28 protein-coding genes are annotated in these 23,711 nt (G+C 45.0%); 19 read left to right on the top strand and 9 right to left on the bottom strand.

Annotation, left to right across the window (positions count from 1 at the left end; genetic code table 11):
• Positions 1-20: 20 nt before the first annotated feature.
• Positions 21-1,727: an amidohydrolase gene (locus tag CLV31_RS09615; RefSeq protein ID WP_111392686.1), complete on the bottom strand. Its 1,707-nt coding sequence runs from the start codon at positions 1,725-1,727 to the stop codon at positions 21-23.
• Between the two features lie 144 nt (positions 1,728-1,871).
• Between CLV31_RS09615 and CLV31_RS09610 the strand changes: the two genes are divergently transcribed.
• Both CLV31_RS09610 and CLV31_RS09605 read left to right on the top strand, forming a co-directional pair.
• Positions 1,872-2,120: a type II toxin-antitoxin system ParD family antitoxin gene (locus CLV31_RS09610; protein WP_111392685.1), complete on the top strand. Its 249-nt coding sequence runs from the start codon at positions 1,872-1,874 to the stop codon at positions 2,118-2,120.
• A complete protein-coding gene (locus CLV31_RS09605) occupies positions 2,113-2,367 on the top strand; it encodes a type II toxin-antitoxin system RelE/ParE family toxin (RefSeq protein WP_111392684.1) in 255 nt (84 codons plus the stop codon). Before CLV31_RS09610 ends, CLV31_RS09605 begins: the two co-directional genes overlap by 8 nt.
• Before the next feature lie 82 nt (positions 2,368-2,449).
• On the opposite strand, the gene CLV31_RS09600 is transcribed toward CLV31_RS09605, so the two are convergent.
• Entirely contained in the window at positions 2,450-4,534 is a 2,085-nt protein-coding gene (locus CLV31_RS09600) for a T9SS type A sorting domain-containing protein (RefSeq protein WP_111392683.1), read from the bottom strand.
• Between the two features lie 90 nt (positions 4,535-4,624).
• Here CLV31_RS09600 and CLV31_RS09595 point away from each other — a divergent pair, with 90 nt between their 5' ends.
• Complete coding sequence (locus CLV31_RS09595; RefSeq protein WP_111392682.1) at positions 4,625-5,920, top strand: UDP-N-acetylmuramoyl-tripeptide--D-alanyl-D-alanine ligase; 1,296 nt, start codon at positions 4,625-4,627, stop codon at positions 5,918-5,920.
• On the opposite strand, the gene CLV31_RS09590 is transcribed toward CLV31_RS09595, so the two are convergent.
• On the bottom strand, positions 5,913-6,332 hold the full coding sequence (locus tag CLV31_RS09590; RefSeq protein ID WP_111392681.1) for a type II toxin-antitoxin system VapC family toxin: 420 nt from the start codon (positions 6,330-6,332) through the stop codon (positions 5,913-5,915). The two genes, CLV31_RS09595 and CLV31_RS09590, sit on opposite strands and share 8 nt — an antisense overlap.
• Positions 6,322-6,735 (bottom strand): DUF6364 family protein, encoded by a 414-nt coding sequence (locus CLV31_RS22050; protein WP_245943374.1) that lies wholly within the window; start codon positions 6,733-6,735, stop codon positions 6,322-6,324. The genes CLV31_RS09590 and CLV31_RS22050 overlap by 11 nt, the downstream gene beginning before the upstream one ends.
• Here CLV31_RS22050 and CLV31_RS09580 point away from each other — a divergent pair.
• The 3 genes from CLV31_RS09580 to rnhA all read left to right on the top strand — a co-directional run bounded on the left by CLV31_RS09580 (position 6,734) and on the right by rnhA (position 8,560).
• Positions 6,734-7,411, top strand: a complete 678-nt coding sequence (locus CLV31_RS09580) for a DUF2461 domain-containing protein (protein WP_111392679.1) — start codon at positions 6,734-6,736, stop codon at positions 7,409-7,411. The two genes, CLV31_RS22050 and CLV31_RS09580, sit on opposite strands and share 2 nt — an antisense overlap.
• Before the next feature lie 66 nt (positions 7,412-7,477).
• Entirely contained in the window at positions 7,478-8,059 is a 582-nt protein-coding gene (locus CLV31_RS09575) for a MarC family protein (RefSeq protein WP_111392678.1), read from the top strand.
• Between the two features lie 42 nt (positions 8,060-8,101).
• Positions 8,102-8,560, top strand: a complete 459-nt coding sequence (gene rnhA / locus CLV31_RS09570) for a ribonuclease HI (RefSeq protein WP_111392677.1) — start codon at positions 8,102-8,104, stop codon at positions 8,558-8,560.
• A gap of 26 nt (positions 8,561-8,586) precedes the next feature.
• Here the strand turns inward: rnhA and CLV31_RS09565 are convergent, their stop codons facing one another.
• A complete protein-coding gene (locus CLV31_RS09565; protein ID WP_111392676.1) occupies positions 8,587-9,801 on the bottom strand; it encodes an ATP-binding protein in 1,215 nt (404 codons plus the stop codon).
• 131 nt (positions 9,802-9,932) lie between these two features.
• Positions 9,933-11,057, bottom strand: a complete 1,125-nt coding sequence (locus CLV31_RS09560) for a sugar phosphate isomerase/epimerase family protein (protein WP_111392675.1) — start codon at positions 11,055-11,057, stop codon at positions 9,933-9,935.
• Between the two features lie 108 nt (positions 11,058-11,165).
• On the opposite strand from CLV31_RS09560, the gene CLV31_RS09555 reads away from it, so the two are divergent.
• A complete protein-coding gene (locus tag CLV31_RS09555) occupies positions 11,166-11,345 on the top strand; it encodes a hypothetical protein (RefSeq protein ID WP_111392674.1) in 180 nt (59 codons plus the stop codon).
• Between the two features lie 23 nt (positions 11,346-11,368).
• Here CLV31_RS09555 and CLV31_RS09550 read toward each other — a convergent pair whose 3' ends face one another.
• From CLV31_RS09550 to yihA, 3 genes are read right to left on the bottom strand one after another with little or no spacing between them, the layout of a single operon-like run.
• Entirely contained in the window at positions 11,369-11,674 is a 306-nt protein-coding gene (locus CLV31_RS09550; protein ID WP_111392673.1) for a hypothetical protein, read from the bottom strand.
• A 46-nt stretch (positions 11,675-11,720) separates the two neighbouring features.
• Complete coding sequence (locus CLV31_RS09545; RefSeq protein WP_111392672.1) at positions 11,721-12,143, bottom strand: DUF5606 family protein; 423 nt, start codon at positions 12,141-12,143, stop codon at positions 11,721-11,723.
• A gap of 38 nt (positions 12,144-12,181) precedes the next feature.
• Positions 12,182-12,793, bottom strand: a complete 612-nt coding sequence (yihA, locus tag CLV31_RS09540) for a ribosome biogenesis GTP-binding protein YihA/YsxC (protein WP_111392671.1) — start codon at positions 12,791-12,793, stop codon at positions 12,182-12,184.
• Positions 12,794-12,914: 121 nt separating this feature from the next.
• On the opposite strand from yihA, the gene ubiE reads away from it, so the two are divergent.
• From ubiE to CLV31_RS09480, 12 genes are all read left to right on the top strand, one after another.
• Positions 12,915-13,637 carry a bifunctional demethylmenaquinone methyltransferase/2-methoxy-6-polyprenyl-1,4-benzoquinol methylase UbiE gene (gene ubiE, locus CLV31_RS09535; protein ID WP_111392670.1) on the top strand — a complete coding sequence of 241 codons (723 nt, stop codon included), beginning with the start codon at positions 12,915-12,917 and terminating at the stop codon, positions 13,635-13,637.
• Positions 13,586-14,431, top strand: a complete 846-nt coding sequence (gene porT / locus CLV31_RS09530; RefSeq protein WP_111392669.1) for a type IX secretion/gliding motility protein PorT/SprT — start codon at positions 13,586-13,588, stop codon at positions 14,429-14,431. Before ubiE ends, porT begins: the two co-directional genes overlap by 52 nt.
• A gap of 152 nt (positions 14,432-14,583) precedes the next feature.
• Complete coding sequence (locus CLV31_RS09525; RefSeq protein ID WP_111392668.1) at positions 14,584-14,796, top strand: hypothetical protein; 213 nt, start codon at positions 14,584-14,586, stop codon at positions 14,794-14,796.
• Positions 14,793-16,205 carry a sodium:solute symporter family protein gene (locus CLV31_RS09520; protein ID WP_111392667.1) on the top strand — a complete coding sequence of 471 codons (1,413 nt, stop codon included), beginning with the start codon at positions 14,793-14,795 and terminating at the stop codon, positions 16,203-16,205. The genes CLV31_RS09525 and CLV31_RS09520 overlap by 4 nt, the downstream gene beginning before the upstream one ends.
• The gene (locus CLV31_RS09515) at positions 16,195-17,574 is read left to right on the top strand and encodes a glycoside hydrolase family 88 protein (protein WP_111392666.1); all 1,380 of its coding nucleotides are present in this window, start codon (positions 16,195-16,197) and stop codon (positions 17,572-17,574) included. The genes CLV31_RS09520 and CLV31_RS09515 overlap by 11 nt, the downstream gene beginning before the upstream one ends.
• Positions 17,571-19,013: an oxidoreductase gene (locus CLV31_RS09510; protein ID WP_111392665.1), complete on the top strand. Its 1,443-nt coding sequence runs from the start codon at positions 17,571-17,573 to the stop codon at positions 19,011-19,013. The genes CLV31_RS09515 and CLV31_RS09510 overlap by 4 nt, the downstream gene beginning before the upstream one ends.
• Positions 19,010-19,780, top strand: coding sequence for a 3-ketoacyl-ACP reductase (locus CLV31_RS09505; RefSeq protein ID WP_111392664.1), 771 nt, complete (start codon positions 19,010-19,012; stop codon positions 19,778-19,780). The genes CLV31_RS09510 and CLV31_RS09505 overlap by 4 nt, the downstream gene beginning before the upstream one ends.
• Before the next feature lie 53 nt (positions 19,781-19,833).
• On the top strand, positions 19,834-20,037 hold the full coding sequence (locus CLV31_RS09500; RefSeq protein ID WP_111392663.1) for a hypothetical protein: 204 nt from the start codon (positions 19,834-19,836) through the stop codon (positions 20,035-20,037).
• An 88-nt stretch (positions 20,038-20,125) separates the two neighbouring features.
• Positions 20,126-20,476, top strand: a complete 351-nt coding sequence (locus tag CLV31_RS09495) for a PIN domain-containing protein (RefSeq protein ID WP_111392662.1) — start codon at positions 20,126-20,128, stop codon at positions 20,474-20,476.
• 20 nt (positions 20,477-20,496) lie between these two features.
• Complete coding sequence (locus tag CLV31_RS09490) at positions 20,497-21,801, top strand: NCS2 family permease (RefSeq protein WP_111392661.1); 1,305 nt, start codon at positions 20,497-20,499, stop codon at positions 21,799-21,801.
• Positions 21,798-22,586, top strand: a complete 789-nt coding sequence (locus CLV31_RS09485; protein ID WP_111392660.1) for a 5'-methylthioadenosine/adenosylhomocysteine nucleosidase — start codon at positions 21,798-21,800, stop codon at positions 22,584-22,586. Before CLV31_RS09490 ends, CLV31_RS09485 begins: the two co-directional genes overlap by 4 nt.
• 90 nt (positions 22,587-22,676) lie before the next feature.
• Entirely contained in the window at positions 22,677-23,633 is a 957-nt protein-coding gene (locus tag CLV31_RS09480; protein WP_111392659.1) for a calcium/sodium antiporter, read from the top strand.
• Positions 23,634-23,711: the final 78 nt, after the last annotated feature.

Below are 23,711 nucleotides of genomic sequence, written 5' to 3'. Positions count from 1 at the left end.
CTACCTCAAAGAGATTAAACTTACTTTTTCTCAAAAACCACTTTTCCTCCCACGACAGTCATCTGAACTTTGGCCTTCAGAATCTCATCCTCAGGGATTTCCATAATGTTTTTGTCAAAAATGGTGAAGTCAGCTGCTTTTCCTACCTCAATAGATCCTTTGAAATTTTCTTCAAACTCCGCATAGGCGCCATCCAAGGTGTAGGACTTCAGGGCCTGCTCACGGGTCATTTTTTGTTCGCCTTCGTAGCCTCCCTCCGGAAGTCCCTGAAGGGTCTTGCGGGTCACCGAGGCATAGAAAGAAGGAATCGGATCTACGGGTTCCACGGGGGCATCGGTTCCGTTGGCAATGCGGGCGCCGGTCTTGAACAGACTCTGCCACACATAGGCCCCATCGATGATGCGCTTTTCGCCCAAGCGATCAATCGCCCAAGGTCGGTCCGAACTCAAGTGAATCGCCTGCATGGCCGCAATCACGCCCAACTGACCAAATCTCGGAATATCATCTGGATGCAAATGCTGGGCATGCTCGATGCGGAAGCGATGATCTTTGGCCTCGGGATTTTTGGCAAAAGCCGCTTCGTATCGATCCAAAATCTCCTGATTGGCTCGGTCCCCGATCGCATGGGAGCAAACCTGAAAACCGAGCGGCAGGGCCTTTTCGGAAACCTCAGTCACCACAGACATCGGAAGTGTTTCATGGCCTCGATGACCGGGCTTGTCAGAATAATCTTCCAGCAACCAAGCTCCCCAAGGACCAAGAGCCCCGTCGCAGTTCAGCTTGATGGAGCGCACAGTCAGAAAATGATCAGGGTCGATCATCGGGCCTTTTTTGTACCAAGCTTCGAGTAATTCAGGCTGACGTCCCGTAAGCATGATGTACATCCGTGAGGTAAGCTTGCCTTCATTTTTGAACTTTTGAACCAAGTCGATCACGTCCTGACCCGAACCCGCATCGTGGAAGGAAGTAATTCCTTTCTCGGCCAATTCCTGAAGAGCCAAAGTGAGTGCTTCCTCATTTTTCTCAGGGGTTGTCTCAGGGATGAGTTTAGCCACCAAAGTAAAGGCCCGCTCTACCAAGACTCCTGATGGGTTGCCGAGTTCGTCACGAAGGACTTCGCCTCCCTCGACTTCCTGTGTGGGTTTTTCGCTGCGCAAAGGAGTGATGCCCGCGAGTTCCATGGCCTTTTGGTTGACAAAGGAAGCATGACCAGAAGCATGGGCGAGGTACACCGGATTATTTGGTGTGACGGCGCTGAGGGCATCATGTGTTTGGAATCCTTTGACCGTTTTCTCGGGCATTTGCAGCCATTTGTCCTGATGCCAGCCTCGGCCTGTAATCCAGTCACCCGGCTTGGCAATGGCAGCAGCTTCGGCTACTTTCTGGATGAGTTCGTCGTAGGTTTTAACACCCATGAGGTCGATTTCGAGCTTGTTGTACCCGATGCCCATCAGGTGAGCATGAGATTCAATAAATCCAGGAGTCATGGTTTTGCCCTGTAAGTCGATCACCTCGGTAGACTCGCCCACAAATGCTTGGATTTCTTCGGTCGAGCCTAAAGCTAGGATCAACCCATCTTTGACGGCCACGGCTTGGACTTGCGGATTAGCTTCGTCCACCGTGTAGACCGTTCCGTTGATGAAAACTTTGTCAGCGGGATTTTCCGGACCGGATTTACATGCCCCGGCGAAAATTGCAAATAAAAGGAGAGTGTAGATATTCTTCATGGATTGATAAATTCTGAACCGAAGCTAGATGTTTTAGAGGAGGTGGGCAAATGGGATTTTTTGGAAGACAAAAAGGTGAAATCAGATTTTAGAAAAATGACTTTAATTACCAAAAATTGGTAATTTTATAAAAAAGAAAAAATTATGGGACGCAACACATCAGTTTCTTTGGGAGATTATTTTGAAAGTTTCGTGGACTCTAAGGTCTCGGAAGGAAGATTTTCGAGTGCCAGCGAGGTTATCCGTGCGGGCCTTCGCCTGCTAGAAGAAGAGGAAAATAAAATCCAAGCACTAAAAAATGCTATTCAAGAAGGCATTAAGAGTGGAATTATAGAAGATTTTGATCCTCAAAAACATCTTGAGTCCTTGAAAGCCAAGAAAAAACATGGCTAACTATTTTTTAACTTACAAGGCGGTTGAGGATCTATCGGAAATTTGGGATTACTCCTTTGAAACTTGGTCTGAATACCAAGCCGACAATCATGACTTAGGGAAAAATTACAAAGAAATTTCCTCCGAAATTTATGGTTATAAATCTGGTGAGCATATCGTTTTCTATCGAAAACTGAGTGAAAAAACCATCGAAATTGTTCGGTTTTTACATTCTAAGATGGATTTGAAAAGTAGAATTCTGGAATGAATCCAACCCTGAATCCTCAAAATTAGAACTCAATTGCAACTAAAAATTTGTGTGTGGCTTTTCTGAGCTCATTGAAAAATAATCACCTAACCAATACCTTTTTCACCAGCACCTTTCGATCATCCGTTTCCAACTGTAAAAAGTAAACTCCGGGCAGAAGGGCTTGGGTTTGGATTTCGATTTCCCGGTTGGCGGGAATGGTAATTTCATCCAATAGGATTTGGCCCAAAGAGGTGATCAGCCTTGCTTTCGCAACGGTATTGGAGACCACTTTAAACGAACCTGAGGTCGGATTGGGATAGACTTTGACCAAGAGTTCTCCATCGGTTGGATTTTCTGATTTTACGGATTTCAGATAGGTAATTCCTCCGCCTCGGCTTCCCAAAATCAAATCCACGTTTTCATCGAAACCCGGATTGACTACCGAGATCCACGTGTTTCTTCCCAGGCGGAAAGGGTAATTTTGATCTTCCATCTTAACCAAAACCTGATCTCTAACCTCCGAATTCATCATGTCCTTGACCAGAAATATCCGTCCTGTCTGATCCGCCGAGTACAAATCCGGTTTGTCCTGAATTCGTACCGACACACTCAGATTTCTGTTTGCAGGATTATCCTGATAACCCAAGAAATTAGCTGTTTTCAAAGTAGCCGAGCGAGCTTCCAGATCTAATTCATAGAGCGTCAGGCTTCCATTTTGCGCAGCGACGAGCAGGTAATCTTTCCCTTGGTAAGGAAAAAGGGTCAGCTGATCCCCTACCCGAAGCGCCAAGCCGGAAAGCTGAAAATCGTTCCAATCCGCACCTTGACTTCGTAAAAGTACCTGACTCGGGACACCATTGGTAGTCCGCACCGCAGAGACTAAGAGATAAGATTGGTTTTTTACACTGCCGTATTCGATCAGTTGGATCTCCAGCAGGTTTAAATTGGATAAACCGAGGTAGTCTTCATTCAACAGCTCAAATCGGTCTCCGAAGTAGCTCAGGCGATAGGCTTGGCCTTGGACAGTATTTCCATTTTTGACATTTGCCGTCAACCAAAGTTCCCCTGCAAAGACATTTCCTTTGAAGTAGGGTCTTACATTTTCCCCCAAATCGAACAATTGATCTTGAAGAATCGGGCTGATGACTCCCGTATTTTTCTCCAGCATCACTACCGCCTTGGCAAAGTCAATTCGAAATGGGGCTGAGGTCTCATTGGTATTCAGACTGACAATCAAATCCTCTTCGATCACTTGCCCCACATGAAATCTGGGAAAGACAGGCAGATTTCCAAACCCTGGTACCTCGGTGGAAAATGAAGTGAATTTTGGATTGTCGGAAGAACCCGAGTTGGGCATAAAATAGAGCGTATTGCACTCATCCCTTCCCAACAGCAGGTCAGGAACACCGTCTTCGGTAAAATCGCGGTACAAAATACTATGCCCACCGGCATGTAGGATTCGGGCACCCTCATCGATTTGGATATTGGGGCCTAGTGGACGGCCATCACAAGTTTGGCTAAAACTAACCTGTGCGCAAGCGCAAAATTCAAAATTACCCCAATGCCGGATAGGGAAGGAAAAACCATCGACATCCGGTGTTCCTTTTCGCTCCATGGAAGTATTGCGGTAAAACTCCAAAAAATCACCCACAGCAAAGTTGAAAATCACCAAATCCAAGTCCCCGTCACCGTCCACATCCTGAATAAGTGGAATATCCAAATTGTTGGCAGGTATGTTATTCGCACCTTCGAGTCTTAGGAAATTTTGAGCTATGGTCCATGAAACTTGAATCCCTGAAGAGGTATTGCGGAATGCCCGGATTCCAAGAGGAGTAGAAGTAAACAGGTCTTTTTTACCATCCCCATCAAAATCTGCGAAGACTAAAAATCCACTGATTTCTGTCGGGAGTAAATAGGCAAGATCCGGTCTTAATCTGAAATCCCCTCCAATTTTCTCAAAAACCTGGAGCTGTCGGGAATTGATATCCCATGCGACCCACTCCTCCACTCCATCTCCGGTGAGGTCGACTGTTTGGATTTGTGCAGAATTGATTCCTTGTGATAAGCCTATGGGAACAGTCTGTCCATTTACCCTTACCGATTTGCTTTGGTCCCAATCAAATACTGTCTGGGCGAAAGTCTGAGAACAGATCGACAGAAAAATCAGGACAAGTATTTTTTGCATAGCAAGGGAAAATGAAACTCCAAAATAAAACGAAACGAGCTCTGCAAAGATGTGGCCTTTGCGTTATTTTGTGGCAAATTTTCCCGAAAAATGAACCTCGATATCCTTTACCAGCTTTTTCTCAAAAGCACAGGCGTAAGCACCGATACCCGTAAGATCGATCCGGGTAATCTCTTTTTTGCATTGAAGGGACCGAATTTCAACGCGAATGACTTTGCGGCCAAAGCTTTAGAAATGGGCGCATCCGCTGTGGTGATTGACGAGGCAAAGTACTTCGTGGAAGATGACGAGCGCTATTTTATCTGCGAAGATGTATTGACCACCTTGCAACATCTGGCTACGCATCACCGTCGGAAGTTTACCATTCCGGTGATTGGATTGACTGGTTCGAATGGCAAAACGACTTCCAAGGAACTTTTGCATGCTGTCTTGAAGCAAAAATTCAATACGCTGGCCACTATCGGAAATCTGAACAATCACATTGGCGTGCCTTTGACTTTGCTCAGATTAAAGCCCGAACACGAAATTGCTATCATCGAAATGGGAGCCAATAAGCAGGGCGATATCAAGGAGCTCTGCGATATTGCCGAGCCAACTCATGGCTTTATCACCAATATCGGAAAGGCGCATTTGGAAGGAATGGGCGGTCCAGAAGGCGTGCTCAAAACCAAAACTGAATTGTACCAGCACTTGAGGGAAAATAAAGGGACGGTCTTTATCAACACCCAAGACCCGATCCTGTCGAATATGATCAAGCGATTTGAGAATCCGGTGCTTTATCCGGCGAATGGGGATTTCTGTGAAGTTCAGTTTCTGGGTGCGGATCCGTTTGTAAAGTTTTCGGTTGAAGGAGTCCCGGGTGAGCACTTGACCTCGCTGATTGGGGCTTATAATTTTGGAAATATCGCCAATGCCTTGACGATTGGGAAGTTTTATGGAGTGCCAATGGATAAAGCAGTAGAGGGAATTGTCCATTACAAACCCGAAAACATGCGCTCTCAACTCATCGAGAAAGGCAGCAATCTAATCATTCTCGATGCATACAATGCTAACCCATCGAGTATGGAAGTGGCAATCCGGACTTTTGGTCAGATGACCGGGAAAAAACACAAAATGATCATTCTCGGAGACATGTTTGAGCTTGGGGAGCATGCCGAAGAAGAGCACCGAAAGTTGGGTGAAATCGTCAGTGAGTACCCGATTGACAAGGTGTGTTTTACAGGTAAGCTGATTGTCTCAGCACTGGAAAAAGCTCCTAAAGCACTTTATTTCCCTGATCCTTTTTCCTTTAGAAACTGGCTGGAAGACAGCAAATTGGAAGACTACCTCATCCTGATCAAAGGCAGCCGTGGGATGAAGCTGGAGACCTTGGTGGATTTTATTTGAAAGTGGAAAGAAAAACTTCAGGCGTGAAAACCGGTATTTGAGACTTCTTGTAGTCAGCTGAGTTTCGGGTAATGATGCCTTTAATCTCTGGATTTTGGACTGCAGTAAAATGCTGGATAGCGTCCTCGAAATCAGAAAATCCACTTTTGATGGCTGAGAAAATTTCTTTTTCCGAGACGGGAAGGATTTTACAGAATCTCAACAATTCAGTAATCTTTTCCAATGCTCCCTCGTTGCCATATCTCTTCCGGAGTAGGTAATGAATATTTGCAACAGTGAGAGATGAGAAGAAAATCTGAATTTCCTTGTTTACTGCTTTTTCAAAAATTTCATCAGCTGAAAAATTAAATGGGTCTCTATTGAGTAGGAAATCTAAAATGACATCCGAATCTAAAAAGTAACTAGAGTCCATATTTTTCCTCCAATGCCTTGGTCAGTTCTTCTTTGTAGTCAAATTCACCTTCATGTTTCAGGCAGCCTTTCAACTTTAAAAAACTTTCTGGAAGTGGCTTCCTTTCTTTTTTCTTTGGTTCTTCTTTATGCTCAAAGGTGAGCAGCTTGAAGTAGTTTTCCACTAAAGAAGAAAGACTCTGTCCCTGGCGGGCTGCAAATTCTTTGGCTTTTTCGATCACCTCTTTTTCGAGGGTCAAGGTTAATTTCGTATTCATTACACGTGTAGTTTTTTTGAAATTTAACACGTGTAATTTACCATAAAGTTCACTTAATCCAAACCTCATAAACTTCCAAAGCATTAATCTAGTTAATCCTTCATTCTTGAATTTTCTACCTTTACTTTCACACATCTGCTTTCCCATGCGCCCGTATCTCGAATTTCTCTCAGCACTAGCCCAAAACAACCACAAAGACTGGATGGATGCCAACAAAAAATGGTATACCGACACCAGGGCTAGATTGCTCGAAGATGTGGAGATTTTGTTGAAAGAAATGACCGAGATCGAACCTGAACTTTCGGCTTTCAAACCCAAGGATTGTGTCTTTCGACAAAATCGGGATATCCGCTTTTCTGCCAACAAGGACCCATACAAAACAAATTTCGGGGTGTATTTTTCGCCGGGAGGAAAAAAATCACCCGGTCCGGGATATTACCTGCAAATCCAACCCGGAAACTCTTTTCTAGCAGGTGGAATCTGGATGCCGGAAGCCGATACGCTGAAGAAAATCCGGAAGGAAATCGACTACAGCGGAGCCGAACTTGAGCGAATAGAAAATGATCCTGAATTCAAAAAACTCTTCAAAGGTATAGAAGGCGAAAAGCTTAAAACCAGTCCACGCGATTACGAGGCAGATCACCCTTACATCGAATACCTGAAGCTGAAAAGCTTCACCGTTTCCCATCCCATTTCAGACAAGGCCGTCGATTCAGGGGCTTTTTTGACTTTTGCAATGGACGGATTTCGTCGGATGAAACCTTTCAATGATTTCCTCCGGCAGGCTATCGAAGAGGTCGAAGACGGATCTGGAATTCTTTAAATTCTCTTCATTAGGAATTAATCTGCCTTAGGATTTGGATCGGTGAAATCCCCTTACCTTTGCGCCATGATTGATTTCAAACAAATCCTTTCCGTTTCACTCATTCTGTTTTCGGTGATTGATATTCTAGGTTCCATCCCGATCATCATCAATCTCCGCAAAAAAGTAGGTCATATCCAATCCGAAAAAGCCACCTTGGCAGCAGGTGTGTTGATGATCGCATTTTTGTTGGTTGGGAAATCCATCCTTAGCCTGTTTGGCATTGGGGTAGAGGACTTTGCCATCGCAGGTGCCCTCATCATTTTTGCCTTGGGCGCAGAGATGATTTTAGGCATTGAGCTGTTCAAGCCCGATCCTGAGGCGACTTCCAGTGCTTCCATCGTCCCGATTGCATTTCCCTTGATTGCCGGCGCAGGCACTTTGACTACCATTCTGACGCTGAAAGCGGAATTTGAGCAGGTCAATATTGCCATCGGCATATTGCTTAACTTGATTTTTGTCTACATCGTGCTGAAAAGTACCACTTGGCTCGAGCGCAAACTCGGAAAGACAGGTGTCGATGTACTTCGGAGAATCTTCGGGATCATCCTTCTCTCCATCGCAGTGAAAATTTTCAAATCAAATGCCTTTCCGATCGCAGTCGGATAAGTTTAAAGCCGGAGACCCCGGCTTTTTTCATTTCTTTGCACTATGATTATCATTTTTACCGACGGTGCAGCCAAAGGAAATCCAGGTCCGGGAGGCTACGGTGTAGTGCTGAAATTTGGCCAGCATCGGAAAGAACTTTCTGAGGGCTTTCGACTGACGACCAATAACCGAATGGAATTGCTCGCGGTAATACGTGCGCTTCAGGAGCTCAAAACCACCGAATTCCCGGTTCAGATCTACTCTGACAGCAAGTATGTGGTCGATGCCATCGAGAAAGGCTGGCTTTGGGGCTGGCAGAAAAAGGGCTTCAAGGACAAGAAAAATCCCGATCTCTGGCTACGCTACATTCCCCTTCACCTAAAATTCAAACCCAAGTTTGTATGGGTTAAAGGCCATGCCGGCCATCCTGAAAACGAGCGCTGTGATCAGCTGGCAGTGGCTGCCGCCATGGGAAGCAACCTTCCTGCTGATACAGGGTATGAGCAAGGATTGGGGAATTGATTGGCTAAAGGCTTTGGATTTTATGGCTAGGAGAGGAATTCTTTTAGGAATGTTCTGACTGGGATAAGTCTGACAGTTTTTTCTTCCAGAGTTAGTTTGTCATTTTGGTCCATCGTAATGATGAAGCCCTCCTTTTTCCCGAAGAAGGTCATAGCCTCTACTAGTCCATCCAGTTCTCGCTGCTTGTTATCCCCGTGCACCTGATCAGTTACTTGGATGACCCACTTGCACTGCTTGTTTTCCAATACAACGAAATCACATTCTCTTCGCTCATTGAAGTAGTATAGCTCAAAATCCTTTTTTCTCAAGAGGATAAAAACCAAGTTTTCAAGGAGTCTGCCGCTGTCACCGCTGAAGCTGAGTGAGTTTGCTTTTGCAAATCCTGTATCGATAGCGTAGACTTTTTTGGGATTTTTCGAAATGCTTTTGGCGGACCAACTAAACTTTGGCACGAAAAAGAACAAGTAGGCATCTTCCATCCAGGATAAATAGTCAGAGACTGTGCTGGGAGAGCCCACATCAAAGGTCTTTCTCAAACTATTGATGCTCGTCGTTTTTCCCACATTGGACAGGAGAAATAGAGCGATTTCCATCAGGGTTTTGGTGTTTTTGATGCCATAGCGGATGGCGATGTCCCTGAAGACGATGTCTTTTAAGAGATTCTGAAGTACTTCGGGATTTCGGTCTCGAAGAAACTCAGGGAATCCTCCCGAAAACAGATAGTCTAGGAAACTCTCCTTACTGTCTTCGAGCTCAGTGTATGCCAAATATTCGGAGTAAGAAAATGGAAATATTTCGTACGAAAGGTGGCGTCCTGTCAGTCTTGTACCCAACTCGCTGCTGAGAAGAGAGGCATTAGACCCGGTGATAAATACTTTGCTTCCCCTGTCATGTAGCTGCCTGACGAAAACTTCCCAACCGCTGACGTTCTGGATTTCATCAAAGAAATAAACGGACACCGCCTCTCCAAACACTTCATCCAATTTGGCAAAGTCGCTAATCTCAAATCCGAATATCCTCGGATCCTCAAAGTTCAGGTAGGCATAATCTTTATGAGTATTGCTTATTAGCTGACGCATGAGGGTGCTTTTTCCGCAGCGTCGTATACCTGTGATTACCTCGATATGGGTACTTGAAGGCTTAAATCCAGTTATTGCCTCTCGTTCAGTGAGCCTGGTTGTTTTTGACAATCCTTTTTTCTGTCCACTGACTGCCGCTGCTAATTCTTCCTTAAGTACCATTGATCTAGTGGTTTATAGCCTTAAAGGTAAAATTTATTTTAAGGAAGTAAAAACATTTACTTTTCTAAAATAAAAAAGTTTACACTGTCAACGTAAACTTTTAAATGATTTCAAATAATACCTAAGACTAATTAGACCAATTCATTCATAGTCAGCAACGGAACATCAGTCCTGAGAAGATCCTTTAAGGGAGTGTATTCTCGGGAAGGATAGGTCCAACCTTCGTCGGATAACTCCCAAAGCAAAGGTGCCAGGTTTTGAACAGCCGCTTTGCAGCCTTGGACGATGGCCCCCATTTTTCCGGTCTGCTTGGAAAGTACCGCTTCATTCTCAATTTCAAAGGGACCTGAAAACCCTTTTTCCTTTAGAATAGATACAAAAGCTCTCCAATCCATAGAGTCACCTAGTCCAAATCCGGGAAGGGTGGCTTCATAATGGTGTCTATCCCAAGGATTTTTGCTGGAGCTGACACCCAGTTTTTCGGCCCATTCGGGACGGATTTGCTGCATCGGGTACATATTACCCCAGAAAGGATCGGGTACATTTCGGGTGGACTTCACATGGATACGCTTTAAGCGGGCCATGTCGGTATGCTTCATCACCTCCACCGGATCAGTATGCTGCCATACGTCATGGGAAGGGTCGTAGATTTCCCCGTGATTTTTTTCTGGCACCAATTCATACATCAGTTTACGGGCAGCGAGTACTCCGGTCAGGTTATTGAAAGTACCCGTGTAGCCGGAGCTTCTCCATCCTTCCATGGGACAGTTTTCATAGAGTACGGTCACCCCAAGACTATTGGCATAGCGGATGATCGGTCCGAATATTCGTTGATATTCCAGCAGGTTTTTTTCAAATCCACCGTCTTGATTTCCGAGCTCGTGATTGTATCCCACGAAGGTTCCGACTTTTACGTCATTCTCATCGCCTCCAAGCAGATAAGCCATACGTATGAGGCGTAGCAGGTGATTTTGGTTTTTGACTCTATGGATAGGGTCGCCACCGATGAGATTTTCAAATGCACCAATGGATAGTCTAAGATTGGCGCCATTAAACTGATCGATCAGGGCTTTGGCTTGGTCCGGGCCGAAATTTTCATAATCCAGATGCGTCGCCACGAAGTCATCCCGGGTCCCATCTTTTCTAAAGACACAAAGGTCAAGTCCTTGAACACCGATTTCTATTGCTTTCTCTACGGTCTGATCCAGGTTGAGCTGGTCAAATGCAGAAGTCATGATCCATATTGGGTTTGCCATGGTTTTTGGGTTTTTGCTAAAAATAAAAGAAAGACCTCATCTGAGGAAACAAGACCTGGATTAGTGGTGAAAAATGAATCGAAGACTTATTTAAGCTATCTTTGAAGAATGCGAAGTAGTAAAAAAACGATTCAGGGAAGAAAATTGGAAATCATCAAAGGAATCCTGGAAATCGAGGATGTAGAGTCCATAGAATTTTTAGAGGCATTTCTCAGAAATAAGATCCGGAGGATATCCAAGGAGGATTTATTGGAGGGAAATTCTTCTGCAGAAAAAGACCTTACCTAAAACCAAAGAAAAGGGATTCATGATTATCCCTCCGAATATTTTCTCCTGATTTCTACTTTTTGCTTTTGACGGTCCCAAAGGGCTTTGGCTAAATCAGAGGCTACTTGGTCAGGCTCCGATTCGTGGAGGATTTGCTTCAACTTATTTTCGGAAAGATCCACGCGATAGCAGATTTGAAGCAATCTTTCAAGGTTTCGATCCATCAGTTGACTGATGGCTTTGGACAAAATTTCTATTGCCTTTTCCTCGGAAAATTCCTCCTTGACTTCCGGAAGTTGAAAGTCTTTGGTGATTAGGGAGAAAGCTTCATTTGCGATGGGTTGAACCATAGTGAAAAATATAAGAAAAAAGCCCCGAATTGCTCAGGGCTTCATGTTATGCTTCTTTTTCAGTTTCGTTGCTCTCTTCCAGGACCTCAGGAATGCTTTTGCGAATGATCTGATACCAAGCATTTAATTTCTTGATATCGGATACATATACTCGTTCTTGATCGAATTCGGGAAGGACAGACTTCAGAAAGGCTCTCAATTCCGCATCAGAAGAGGATGCGTCCACACCGGTATCGCCTTTGTATTCAGCCTCGATTTTTTTCATCACAGACTCCAATGGCTCAGCACCTTCCTCGGTCATGGTGTAGATAGAAATATCACTCAGGATGGAAACTCTCATGGACATACCCGCCACCAATTTGGCCTTTTTCTCATCCAAAGATTCCAAAATCACACCCGAACGGGTTGGTTTGAGGATTTTATACAAACCCGGCTTACCGGCTACTGTTGCAATGTCTTTAAAATTCATATTCTTCTTAATTCAGGCTGCAAATATAGGACTCTCGATCAATTTCTTCCCTCAGCCTCGAATTCAGACACCAATTCATAAAGGAATTTGCTCAACTCTTCTTTTCCCTGACCCTTTTCTGCTGAGGTGACAAAGTAATCCGGAGTTTCACCGAAAATTTCTACCAGTTTATTCAGAAAAGTCCTGACGTTTTTGTCGGTTTGGGTTTTGGATTGCTTGTCGGCTTTGGTAAAAGCCACGGCAAAGGGCACACCTTCTTCCCCACACCAATTCAAAAATTCCAAATCGATCATCTGAGGCTCCAATCTACTGTCAATCAAAACGATCACCCCGCAAAGGTTGGCTCTGTTGGTCAGGTAGTCACTGATCATTTTTTCCCACTTTACCTTTTTGTCCTTACTCACCTTGGCGAAGCCATAACCGGGCAAATCCACCAAATACCACCGGTCATCAATGGTGAAATGATTGATCAATTGCGTTTTACCGGGTTTTTGAGAGGTTTTTGCAAGCTCCTTTACCCCAGTCAGCATGTTAATCAATGAGCTCTTGCCTACGTTGGATCGTCCGATGAAAGCAATTTCGGCCCGGTCGGGTTTTGGACACTTTTTGGGATCAGTATTGCTTATCAGGAAGGTTGCTTTTCGGATCATAACTTTTTTATTCGAGGCAAAAATACGCTTTTATTTCAGAAGGGCTTTTTGCCTTTGGTTTCAACATTTTTCGATTCCTCGGGTTTGTGTAGTAATATTGCGCCACCAAAGAAGATTCGTGATGTCCGTCGTCCCCTACAAAGATAAGCAAGACCCCAAGAAGGCACAGGTTGCTGAAATGTTTAACAACATCAGCCCTAAATACGATTTGCTCAACCATGTGCTCAGCTTGGGTATTGATATTATCTGGAGAAAAAAGGCGGTGAAAATGCTCAAAAAAGATCAGCCTAAGCTGATTTTGGACATTGCTACAGGAACGGGGGATTTTGCCATCGAAGCCTTGGCTCTCCATCCTGACAAAATCATCGGAGTGGACATTTCTGAAGGAATGCTAGCCGAAGGTCGAAAGAAAATGGTGAAGCGAGGTCTTCAGGACAAGATCGAAATGCACCTAGGAGATTCGGAGGGTCTGCAGTTTGAGGATAATAAGTTTGATGCGGTCATCGTTTCATTTGGAGTCAGAAACTTCGAGAATTTGGAAAAGGGGCTGGCAGACATGTATCGGGTACTTAAGCCGGGCGGCAAAACGGTGATTTTGGAGTTCAGCAAGCCAAAAGCTTTTCCTATGAAGCAGGCTTACTCCTTTTATTCCAATACCATTTTGCCTCAGGTGGGAAAAATTGTATCCAAAGACAATTCTGCCTATACTTACCTTCCTGAGTCTGTACAGGCCTTTCCCGACGGAGAGGATTTTCTGGCAGTATTGAAAAAAGTCGGATTTCACAGCACCGTATGCAAGCCACTCACTTTTGGAATCAGCTCCATCTACGTAGGACAAAAATAATCCTCCTTCTGCTTTCCTTTTTAGGATTGGGGCTTGATGCACATGCACAGGGTTTATTTGGAATGACCAGCACCTCAGGATCGGATGATAAGGTGATTTCCTACGGTTTTTTCTTGGCACCACACACGTCTACCTATCAAATCAGGTATTCGGAACAGTATTTCAACTTCAACCTGGCTGCCGGTCCCAATGATCAGATCTATTCAATTTACCCCAAATATACCCCCGGGTTTTCTTTGGGGTTCACGGGGATCCTGAGGTTTCACGACCAAGTCAATCTGATGTTTACTCCGAAGATCGCCTTTTATGAGTACCGGGTGGACTTCAACTATGTCAACCTCAACCCAAATCCGGCACCAACGCCAGTACCAGGGGGATCAGGAAACACTACTGGAAATACAAATTCTGATCCGGCGGCAAGTAACCTCGGCTATCGAACCGAAGAATTGGTCAATGAAGCGACTATTGTGGAATTACCCCTCCTCTTCAAATACCGATCCCAGCGATTTAACAATACCCGAATGTATTTTATCGGAGGAGGAAGCTATCAATTCCGCACCAAATCTCAGGATGAAGCCAATTTGGATCCTATTGTGACCTCTGGCCGGGATTTTACAATCGAGGCAGGAATGGGCTTTGAGGTTTATTTCAAGTTTTTCAAGTTTGCTCCGGAAATACGGTTTTCCCACGGGCTAAACAATCTTTACATACCAGAAAAAAACGACCCTCAGTTCAGGGATGTCATTTCCTCCATTCGCAGAAAAGGAATTACACTTTACCTCAATTTCCAATAAGCTCCGAAATTGATTCCGTAAAAACCTGAGCCTAAGGTCTGGGTTGAATTTTAGTCACACTGGTCATCCACCAGAATATTGCTATTTTAAGCCGAACAAGCAGAAAAGCCTGTTCGGCTTTTCTATTCCCAAACTAACCCAGCATCCAAACCATGACTCTCAGACCTTGGCATTTCCTTGCCTTAGCAGTATTCCTGCTCACCTTGATTTCATTTATTTGGCTATTTCAGGAGGAAAAAACCACGCCTGGTCTTGGTTCGATCCCTTTCATCTTTTGGTCTAGTTTCGTGGTCACGCTTTTTGTCGTACTGGCCACTTTTCTGGGCTCCAAAATCTTCCCACATAAAGAAACTCCAAAATCATGACGGGCTGGTTGATTCTATTTTTCACCCTGTTTTTGGCTTCTTTGGGATACGCCTCTTACAGATCCTACAGCAAAAACCGTAGTTCGGATGACTTTATGTTAGCCGGCTCCAATATTGGAGCGATATTGGGTTTTTTGACCTTTTCGGCCGCCTTGTTTAGTGCGTTTACCTTTATGGGTATGCCGGATTTCTTTCGGGTTCATGGTGTAGGTGCTTGGATTTTCCTTGGACTTTCGGATGCCCTGATGGTATTCTTTCTGCTATGGTTTGGATATAAGCTTCGAAAAAGAGCAACAGAAGTCGGCTATAAAGGGGTGGCGGGATTTGTACAAAATTGCTTTCAAACCCAGTGGGCAGGCTATCTATTGTTTCTCAGTTCCTTTTTGTTTTTGATCCCTTATGTAGCCATCCAGATCCGTGGGATATCGATTTTCTTGGATGCCGCTTTTCCCGACTTGATTCCGGGCTGGGGATGGGCGTCTCTTTTGGTGGTTTTGATGCTGGTTTACTCTGAAATTGGCGGACTTAAGGCAATCATGTACAGTGATGCCATCCAAGGATTGATCATGCTGGTAGTAATCTGGATTATCGGATACACTTGTTTGCAAATGGCCGGCGGCTTGGAAGCCGGAATTGCGAAAGTAACGGAGTCCAATGCAGGTCTCCTCAGCTTGCCGGGCCCAAAAGGGCTATTTAGCAGTCCTTTTCTGATCGCGTCAGCAATTGCGATTGTGATGATTCCGGTCTCTCAGCCTCAATTTACCACGCGACTGGTGGTGATGAAAGACCTCAAGTCGGTGCATAAAATGGCTTATGCGGTAGGCTTTTTTGCCATTTTGGTTATCCTTCCCACAGCCTTTATTGGACTTTATGGCGCAGTGAAGTATCCTGATAGCACAACCGCTGAGTTTCTTTCAGCAGCCTTATTGTTTGATCAGGCCAGCCCTGTGGCGGCATTGGCTGTGGTGGGCCTTTTTGCTGCGTGTTTGTCCACAACCAATGCTCAGATCTTTGCTTTGGGCACAGAATTGAGGTCATTGCTGACAGGTTCGGACAAAAAGGTCATGCGCATTACTCAGGTTGCCATCTTTGTTTTTTCCATCATCGTGTTGGTGTTTTCCACTTACATGAGCGATGAATTGGTGCTTTTGGCAAGAGTGAGTTTTGCAGGTACTTCCATGATCGCTCCGGTGGTTTTGGGAGCGGTGATGTTTAAGCATCCGCCCAAATCACTCCTTTTTTTATCAGCATTTGCGCTCGTTTATTTTGTGTTTTCGCTGGCCGAATTGGTCCCTGCCGGATTTGCGGGATTACCTACAGATGCAGCGATGTACCTCATCCTGATTCCTGCCACTGTGATTCTTATGCTTATTCATCATTTCAGTTCTAAATCTTCCCATGAAGCTTGATTTCAATCTTTCTTTAGAAAAAGTAAACCAACAACTCCCTCGATTCTGGGAGCTTTCGGGTCAAAAAATCCGATCCATCGAATCCACCTTTGATACGGGCAAAGGGGCTCCTGTCTTTACCGAAAAAGGAACCTATGTCACCCGAGGCTGGACTGAATGGACACAGGGTTTTCAGTATGGATCGGCGATTCTGCAATTTGACGCGACGGGTGAGACTGACTTTCTAGAAATAGGCAGAAAAAATACAGTAGCCAAAATGGCTCCTCACCTGACTCACATCGGAGTGCATGATCACGGTTTCAACAATGTCAGCACGTATGGAAATCTCCTTCGCCTGATTTTGGAAGGAAAGATTGAGGGTTCCGATTGGGAAAAGGAATTTTATACCCTAGCACTGAAAGTAACAGGAGCCGTACAGGCTACCCGTTGGACCACCATTCCAAGTGGAGGATTTATTTACTCCTTCAATGGTCCTCATTCTTTGTTTGTGGATACCATTCGCAGCTGTCGGGCCTTGGTCGTTTCACATCAGCTAGGACATGTACTTCAGGCAGAAAATGACAAGCGAATTTCCCTTATTCAGCGTGCGGTTCAGCATTTGTTGAGTACGGTTCGCTTTTCGATTTTCTATGGAAAAGGCCGAGACAGCTACGATATTTCCGGCCGAACAGCCCACGAAATCATCTTCAATACCAACGATGGCAATTATCGTTGCCCCAATTCCCAACAAGGCTATACCGGCTTTAGCACTTGGACGAGAGGTTTGGCATGGGCTATTTGTGGTTTGGGAGAGACTTTGGAGATTTTGGATCAGATCAAAGAGTCGGATTATTCCGATGTCATTTCCAAAAAAGATCTGATCGCCGAGCTTTCCCAGGCTGCCATCGCAACATCTGAGTTCTACTTGGCTAATACTCCTGTCGATGGCATTCCCTATTGGGATACCGGAGCGCCAAATCTTCACCGATTGGGGGACTACCTCAATCGACCTGCAGATCCATTCAATGGGTTCGAACCGGTGGACAGTTCTGCAGCATGCATCGCCGCCCAAGGATTGATCCGTATTGGCAACTGGCTAACAGCCTCAGATCCCGAGCGTGCCAAAACCTATCAGCAAGCAGGGATTCAACTGGCCAGTGTTCTCTTTTCCGAACCTTATCTTTCTACTCAAGGATCTCATCAAGGCTTGATTTTGCACTCGATCTACCATCAGCCTAATGGCTGGGACTATGTACCAGAAAAAGGTAAAGTGGCCCATGGCGAGTCCAGTATGTGGGGAGATTACCATGCTCGGGAATTGGCCTTGCTCATTCAGCGAATGGCTAATAAGGAACCTTATTACACTTACTTAAACTGCGTGCCGGCATGAGTGGAAAGTACAAACCCCAATACCCCAGAGTAGCCCAATTGAAAACGGCTGAGCAGTTTGGGCTGCATTTGGAAAAAGAAGGAATTCAGCTGGGTTTTGATGCAGAATTGATTTCCGAAGAAAATTCCCCTTTTGGAAAAGCACATACTCTCCGATCAGGAAGAACCATCGGAAATGCCATGTGCATCCTACCCATGGAAGGTTGGGATGGCACGGAAGACGGTAGACCTACCGATCTGACCAAAAGACGCTGGAAAAACTTTGCCCTAAGTGGTGCCAAGCTCCTTTGGGGCTGTGAAGCAGTGGCTGTCCGGCACGAGGGACGCGCCAATCCCAATCAGCTTTTGCTCAATGAAGATACATTCTCTGAATTCGTGGACTTGTTTGACTTGGTTCAAACTACCCATCAAGAGCATTTTGGAGAAACGTCCGATTTGGTAGTAGGACTTCAGCTTACCCATTCGGGGCGCTTTTGCAAACCGAATGACAAAAAGCACATGGAACCTAGGATCCTGTATCCTCATCCGGTTCTGAATAAGAAATTTGGACTGTCAGAGGATTATCCCTTGATGACCGATGAGGAGATCGATTCGATTATTGCAGATTACATCAAGGCTGCGGTGCTGGCACAAAAGGCCGGATTCCATTTTGTGGACATCAAGCATTGCCATGGCTACTTGGGACATGAGTTTCTCAGTGCCTATGATCGGGAAGGGAAATATGGAGGAAGCTTTGAGAATCGTACTCGATTTCTGAGAGATATCGTTAGCGGAATTCGGGCAGCCGCTCCGGGTCTGGAAATTGGGGTTCGACTGAGCATTTTTGACTGGGTACCTTTTCAAAAAGGCCCGGAAGAAAAGGGAGTTCCTGCTCTGGGAAGTCCCTATCGCTACGCTTTTGGGGGATCTGAAAATGGAATAGGAGAAGATTTTGAGGAATCTTCGACATTTCTGAATGTCTTAAAAGAATTGGACATCGAGCTCCTCTGTACTACAGCAGGCAGCCCGTATTACAATCCCCACATTCAGCGCCCGGCCTTGTTTCCTCCTTCGGATGGGTATTTGCCTCCCGAAGATCCCCTCCATGGTGTTGCCCGTCAGATCGCAGCTACGGCTCAGTTGAAAAAAGCTTTCCCGGAATTTTACGTAGTAGGTTCGGCGTATTCCTATTTGCAGGAATGGCTACCGAATGTTGGTCAAGAAGTATTGAAAACTGGAAAGGCGGACTCTATTGGCTTTGGCCGAATGGTGTTGAGTTATCCGGATATGCCAGCGGATATCTTGTCGGGCCAAGGCTTGAAGCGAGGCAAAATCTGCCGCACCTTTTCCGACTGCACTACCGCACCGAGAAACGGCATGATTTCAGGCTGTTTTCCGTTGGACCCGTTTTACAAATCCATGCCCGAGTACGACCAACTTAAAACTCTGAAAGGCGAATGAGAAAGACTGCATTAATTACCGGAGGCACGCGGGGAATTGGGCTTGGAATTGCCAAAAAGCTGGCCCAAGAAGGAATCGACTTGGCCCTGAATGGAGTCAGACCTGAGTCTGATGTGGAGGATATCTTGGAAGAGCTTCGCAAAACTGGAGTTCGAGTGGCCTATTTCCCGGGGAATATTGCCAAAAAGGCTGATCGGGAAATGATTCTAAGTGGGATAAAGGAAAAATTTGGATCCCTGAATTTCCTGATCAACAATGCTGGAGTGGCTCCTCGGGTTCGGGCAGATGTACTCGAAGTAGCTGAAGAGGACTTTGATCACCTGATGGATATCAATTTGCGAGGGACTTTTTTCTTGACACAGGCTATTGCCAATTGGATGCTGGAATTGAAAAAAGCAGGTGATTCTTCCGATTTTTCCATTGTCACCATCACTTCCGTGTCTGCAAAGCTGGCTTCGACCAATCGTGCTGCCTATTGCATGGCTAAGTCTGGACTATCGATGATGAGTCAGGTTTTTGCGGTGCGATTGGCAGAAGTTGGGATACCGGTTTTCGAGATTCAGCCAGGAGTGATCGAGACCGATATGACTGAGAAGGTCAAGGAAATCTATCAGGATCGAATCCAAAAAGGCTTGACCTTAGAGCCAAGAATGGGTAAACCCGAGGATATTGGAAAAATCGTAGCGGCCCTTCTCCGGGGAGATTTGAGTTATGCGACCGGACAAATTATTGCTGTAGACGGAGGTATGATGGTGGGGCGGCTTTGAGGAACTTTATTTGGGCTGAGCCGATTAAATCAATATTCTTTCTAAATTGAGTTATGCAAATCGAACGTACTGAAAAAGAAATCATTATCAGGGTTTCCTCAAAAACTGATCTCAGCGGATTGCAGCGGATTCTAGATTTTATCCGAGTGAAAGAAATGGGTGCGGAAAATATGGTTTCTGACGTGGAAATTGAGGAATTGGCAAGAGAATCCAAATCGACTTGGTGGAAGGAAAATAAATCCCGATTCATCAAGTGAATATTGTCGTAGATACGAATATCATTTTTAGCGCAATACTTAATCCCAATGGCAAAATCGGAGATTTACTTCTCGATCCTCTTGATCGATTCGCTTTTTTGCTCCAGATTTTTTGACCACGGAATTAGCCCGATATCACAAAAAACTGATTTCTCTATCCAAGCTTTCTGAAAGCGATATTTTGTTTTTGAAAAAGCTGGTTTTGTCAAAAGTGACTTGGGTTGATTTGGATACTGTCAGTGAAGAATCTTGGATGAAGGCGTTCCAACTAGTTAAACAAATCGATGAATTTGATGCTCCTTTTGTCGCTTTGAGTTTGAATATGAATAGCTATTTATGGTCGGGCGACAAAAAATTGAAAAACGGGCTGAAGGATTTGAGTTATGACAAAGTCATTGAAACGGATTCTCTTTTGGAAATCAGAAATGCTTTAGATTAGTGTTATTCCTTCATTTACTGATGTATCCAAAATCCCACCACCTCAAAACCGAAATCCTCGCAGGAATCTCCACTTTTCTAGCCTGCTTTTACATCATCATCGTCAATCCGGCAATTTTGGCTGAGGCGGGAATGCCGTTCTCAGCAGTGCTTACTGCTACCGTTTTGGTGTCTGCATTTGGGAGCTTGATGATGGGATTATATGCCAAAAATCCGATTGTCGTGGCGCCGGGCATGGGGATCAATGCCTTTTTTACCTACACCGCTGTGAAAGGCTTCGGATTGAGTTTTGAGGAAGCACTGGGAACAGTCTTTTGGTCGGGAGTGATCTTTTTGCTGCTTTCAGTTTTCAAGACCCGTGAAAAAATCATTCAGGCAATTCCTTCTGCTATCCGACATGCAGTTTCGGCAGGGATCGGATTATTCATTTGCTTTATTGGATTTCAGAATGCCCACTTCATCATTGACAATCCTGCTACTTTGGTCGGGATGGCCATGTTCAAAGATCCGATTACCCTGACTTTTTTGGCTGGACTGCTGATTACAGGAGCGTTAATCATCAGAAAGGTTTCCGGAGCGATCATCTTTGGGATCTTGATTACAACAGCATTGGCTTGGCCCATTGGACGCTGGTGGGGAGATGCGGCTGCAGTCAATTTCGGGGTTTCTACTCTGGTCAATTTCACAGGATTTTTTTCATGGCCTGACTTTAGTTTGGTAGGCAAAGCCGATATTCTCGGTTCACTGAAATACAGCTACATCCCCGTGATCTTTGTATTCACTTTCACCATTCTTTTTGACGGGATCAGTACCTTTGTTGGGCTGGCAGAAGCTTCAGGACTAAAAGATCCTGATGGCAATCCCCAAAACATGCGCAAATCGCTGTTGACTGATTCCTTTGCTACTTTGTTTGCAGGATTGGTAGGGAGCAGTTCGGGGACGGCTTACATCGAATCGGCAGTCGGAATAGAGGAAGGCGGGCGAACCGGAGCTACTGCGGTGACAGCAGGCCTGCTGTTTCTACCCTTTATGTTCTTTTCCCCGCTACTGTCCATTATTCCATCGATCGCAAGTTCGATTGCCTTGGTCTTGGTGGGTTCCTTTATGGTCATTCCTTTGACCAAGATCAACTGGAAAAAACCGGAGGAAGCCTTGCCTTCATTTCTGACCATCGTTTTAATTCCCTTTACTTACAGTTTATCCATAGGTATTTCATTTGGATTTATTTCCTGGACCCTGTTGAAGTTGGCTTCGGGAAAAATATCCGAAGTCAACCCTATTTTAGCCCTGATCAGCGTACTTTCGCTTTTCTTTTTGTGGCTATGATCAAAAAACTCCTTCTCGCGTTCTTTCTGATTGGTTCCCTTTCAGCAAACGCACAACGCATAGCCATCATGGGTGCCTTGGATCAGGAAATCGCCATTCTGCTCGACTCCATGAAGGGGAAAAAAGAGGTAGAAAGATCCGGCTTGACTTTTTATAAAGGAAAGCTGAAAGGTCAGAAAGTTGTCGTCATCAAATCAGGGGTGGGAAAAGTCAATGCCGCTTACAGCACGGCTATTCTTTTGGATCGATTTCAGCCTTCCCAACTGATTTTCACTGGCGTGGCGGGAGGATTGCATCCCGAGGCTTTGCCTGGCGATATCGTCATCGGAACCGAGCTGGTTCAGTTTGATTTTGGACAGATTGACTCTACGGGATTTAAGGTGTCTCCATTTCGAAAGCTCACCGGGGGTCGACATGATGAGCTGTACATTGCTGCGGACGCTGAGCTTTTAAAGCAAGCGGAACTCGCTGCCGGAAAGGTTGATTTTTTGTCCATATCGGGAAGGAAGCCAAGAGTTTTTTTAGGAAGAATTGCTACTGGGGATGTTTTCGTAAGTGATCAGGAGATGGCGGAAAATCTTTACCAAAATCATCAAGCGCTCGCCACAGAGATGGAAGGTGCTGCAGTAGCCCACCTTTGCCGATCAGTAGGGGTGCCATTTCTCGTTATTCGGAGCTGCAGCGACAACGCCAACCAAAATGCTCGCGTAAATTTCAATCAGTTTGTAGAACCTGCTGCTATCAATTCTGCAGGATTGGTTCTAAAACTTCTCGAATTCCTCTAACCAAATTCCAAATAATTAATCCTAGTTTTGAAGAATTTATCAAAAGGTAAATTTTCGAAAAATCAAGAAACTCTCTTCTCAAAACTCCCTATGGTACTCCAACTTATTCTCCTTGCAATTGGTCTGGTATTACTGGTCAAAGGCGCCGATTGGCTGGTAGATGGGGCATCTGTGCTCGCCAAAAAAAATAATGTATCGGATTTGGCGATCGGACTTACCATTGTTGCATTTGGTACTTCAGCTCCTGAATTGGTCGTCAATGCCGTGGCGGCTTCCGGCAACTATCCCGATATTGTATTTGGCAATATCATCGGTTCCAACAATTTCAACCTCTTCGTGATTCTAGGGATTGCAGGTCTTATTGTACCGCTTTCCGTCCAGTCCAGCACCGTTTGGAAAGAGATTCCCTTCTCTCTTCTAGCTGCTATTATTTTATTTTTTCTTGCAAATAATTACTTCTTGGCACAATCAGAGGAGCTTTCCCGATATGATGCAATCATCCTTTTGGTTTTGTTTTGTGCCTTCTTGTATTATGTGGCTACCCAACTGAAAAGCGATCCCGAAGCAGAAGTCGTCGCAGCCAAAGATTATTCTACTTTGAAAATCTGGGGGCTGATCATCATCGGCTTGGCAGGATTGGTCGGCGGTGGAAAACTGGTCGTGGACAATGCGGTAGCTATGGCCCAATCCCTTGGAGTCAGTGAAAAAATCATCGGACTCACCATTGTGGCAGCAGGAACCTCTCTTCCCGAATTGGCCACTTCTGTAGTAGCGGCGATGAAGAGAAATGCAGATATCGCCATTGGTAACATCGTCGGGTCCAATATCTTCAACATCCTGCTTATTCTCGGGGCAAGTGGATTAATCAGACCACTGGCCTACACCACTTCCTTCAATACTGATATTTACATCCTTTGTATTGGCACCATTTTCTTGTTTATGGCCATGTTTATTGGCAAAAAACACAGACTCGACAGATGGCAAGCATTTGTGTTATTAAGCTCATATTTGCTTTACACCGGATATTTGGTGGGCATGGAGTCGTAAAGTGAAATAAAACGGATGTTATCACGGGGTTCTGATCAAGGGTTGGAACCCTGTTTTTTTCCACTTGTAAAAATCAGA

The sequence above is a fragment of the Algoriphagus aquaeductus genome (assembly GCF_003253485.1).
Taxonomy (GTDB): domain Bacteria; phylum Bacteroidota; class Bacteroidia; order Cytophagales; family Cyclobacteriaceae; genus Algoriphagus; species Algoriphagus aquaeductus.
Note: the sequence above shows the minus strand (reverse complement) of the source record. Positions and strands in the feature narration are given on the sequence as shown.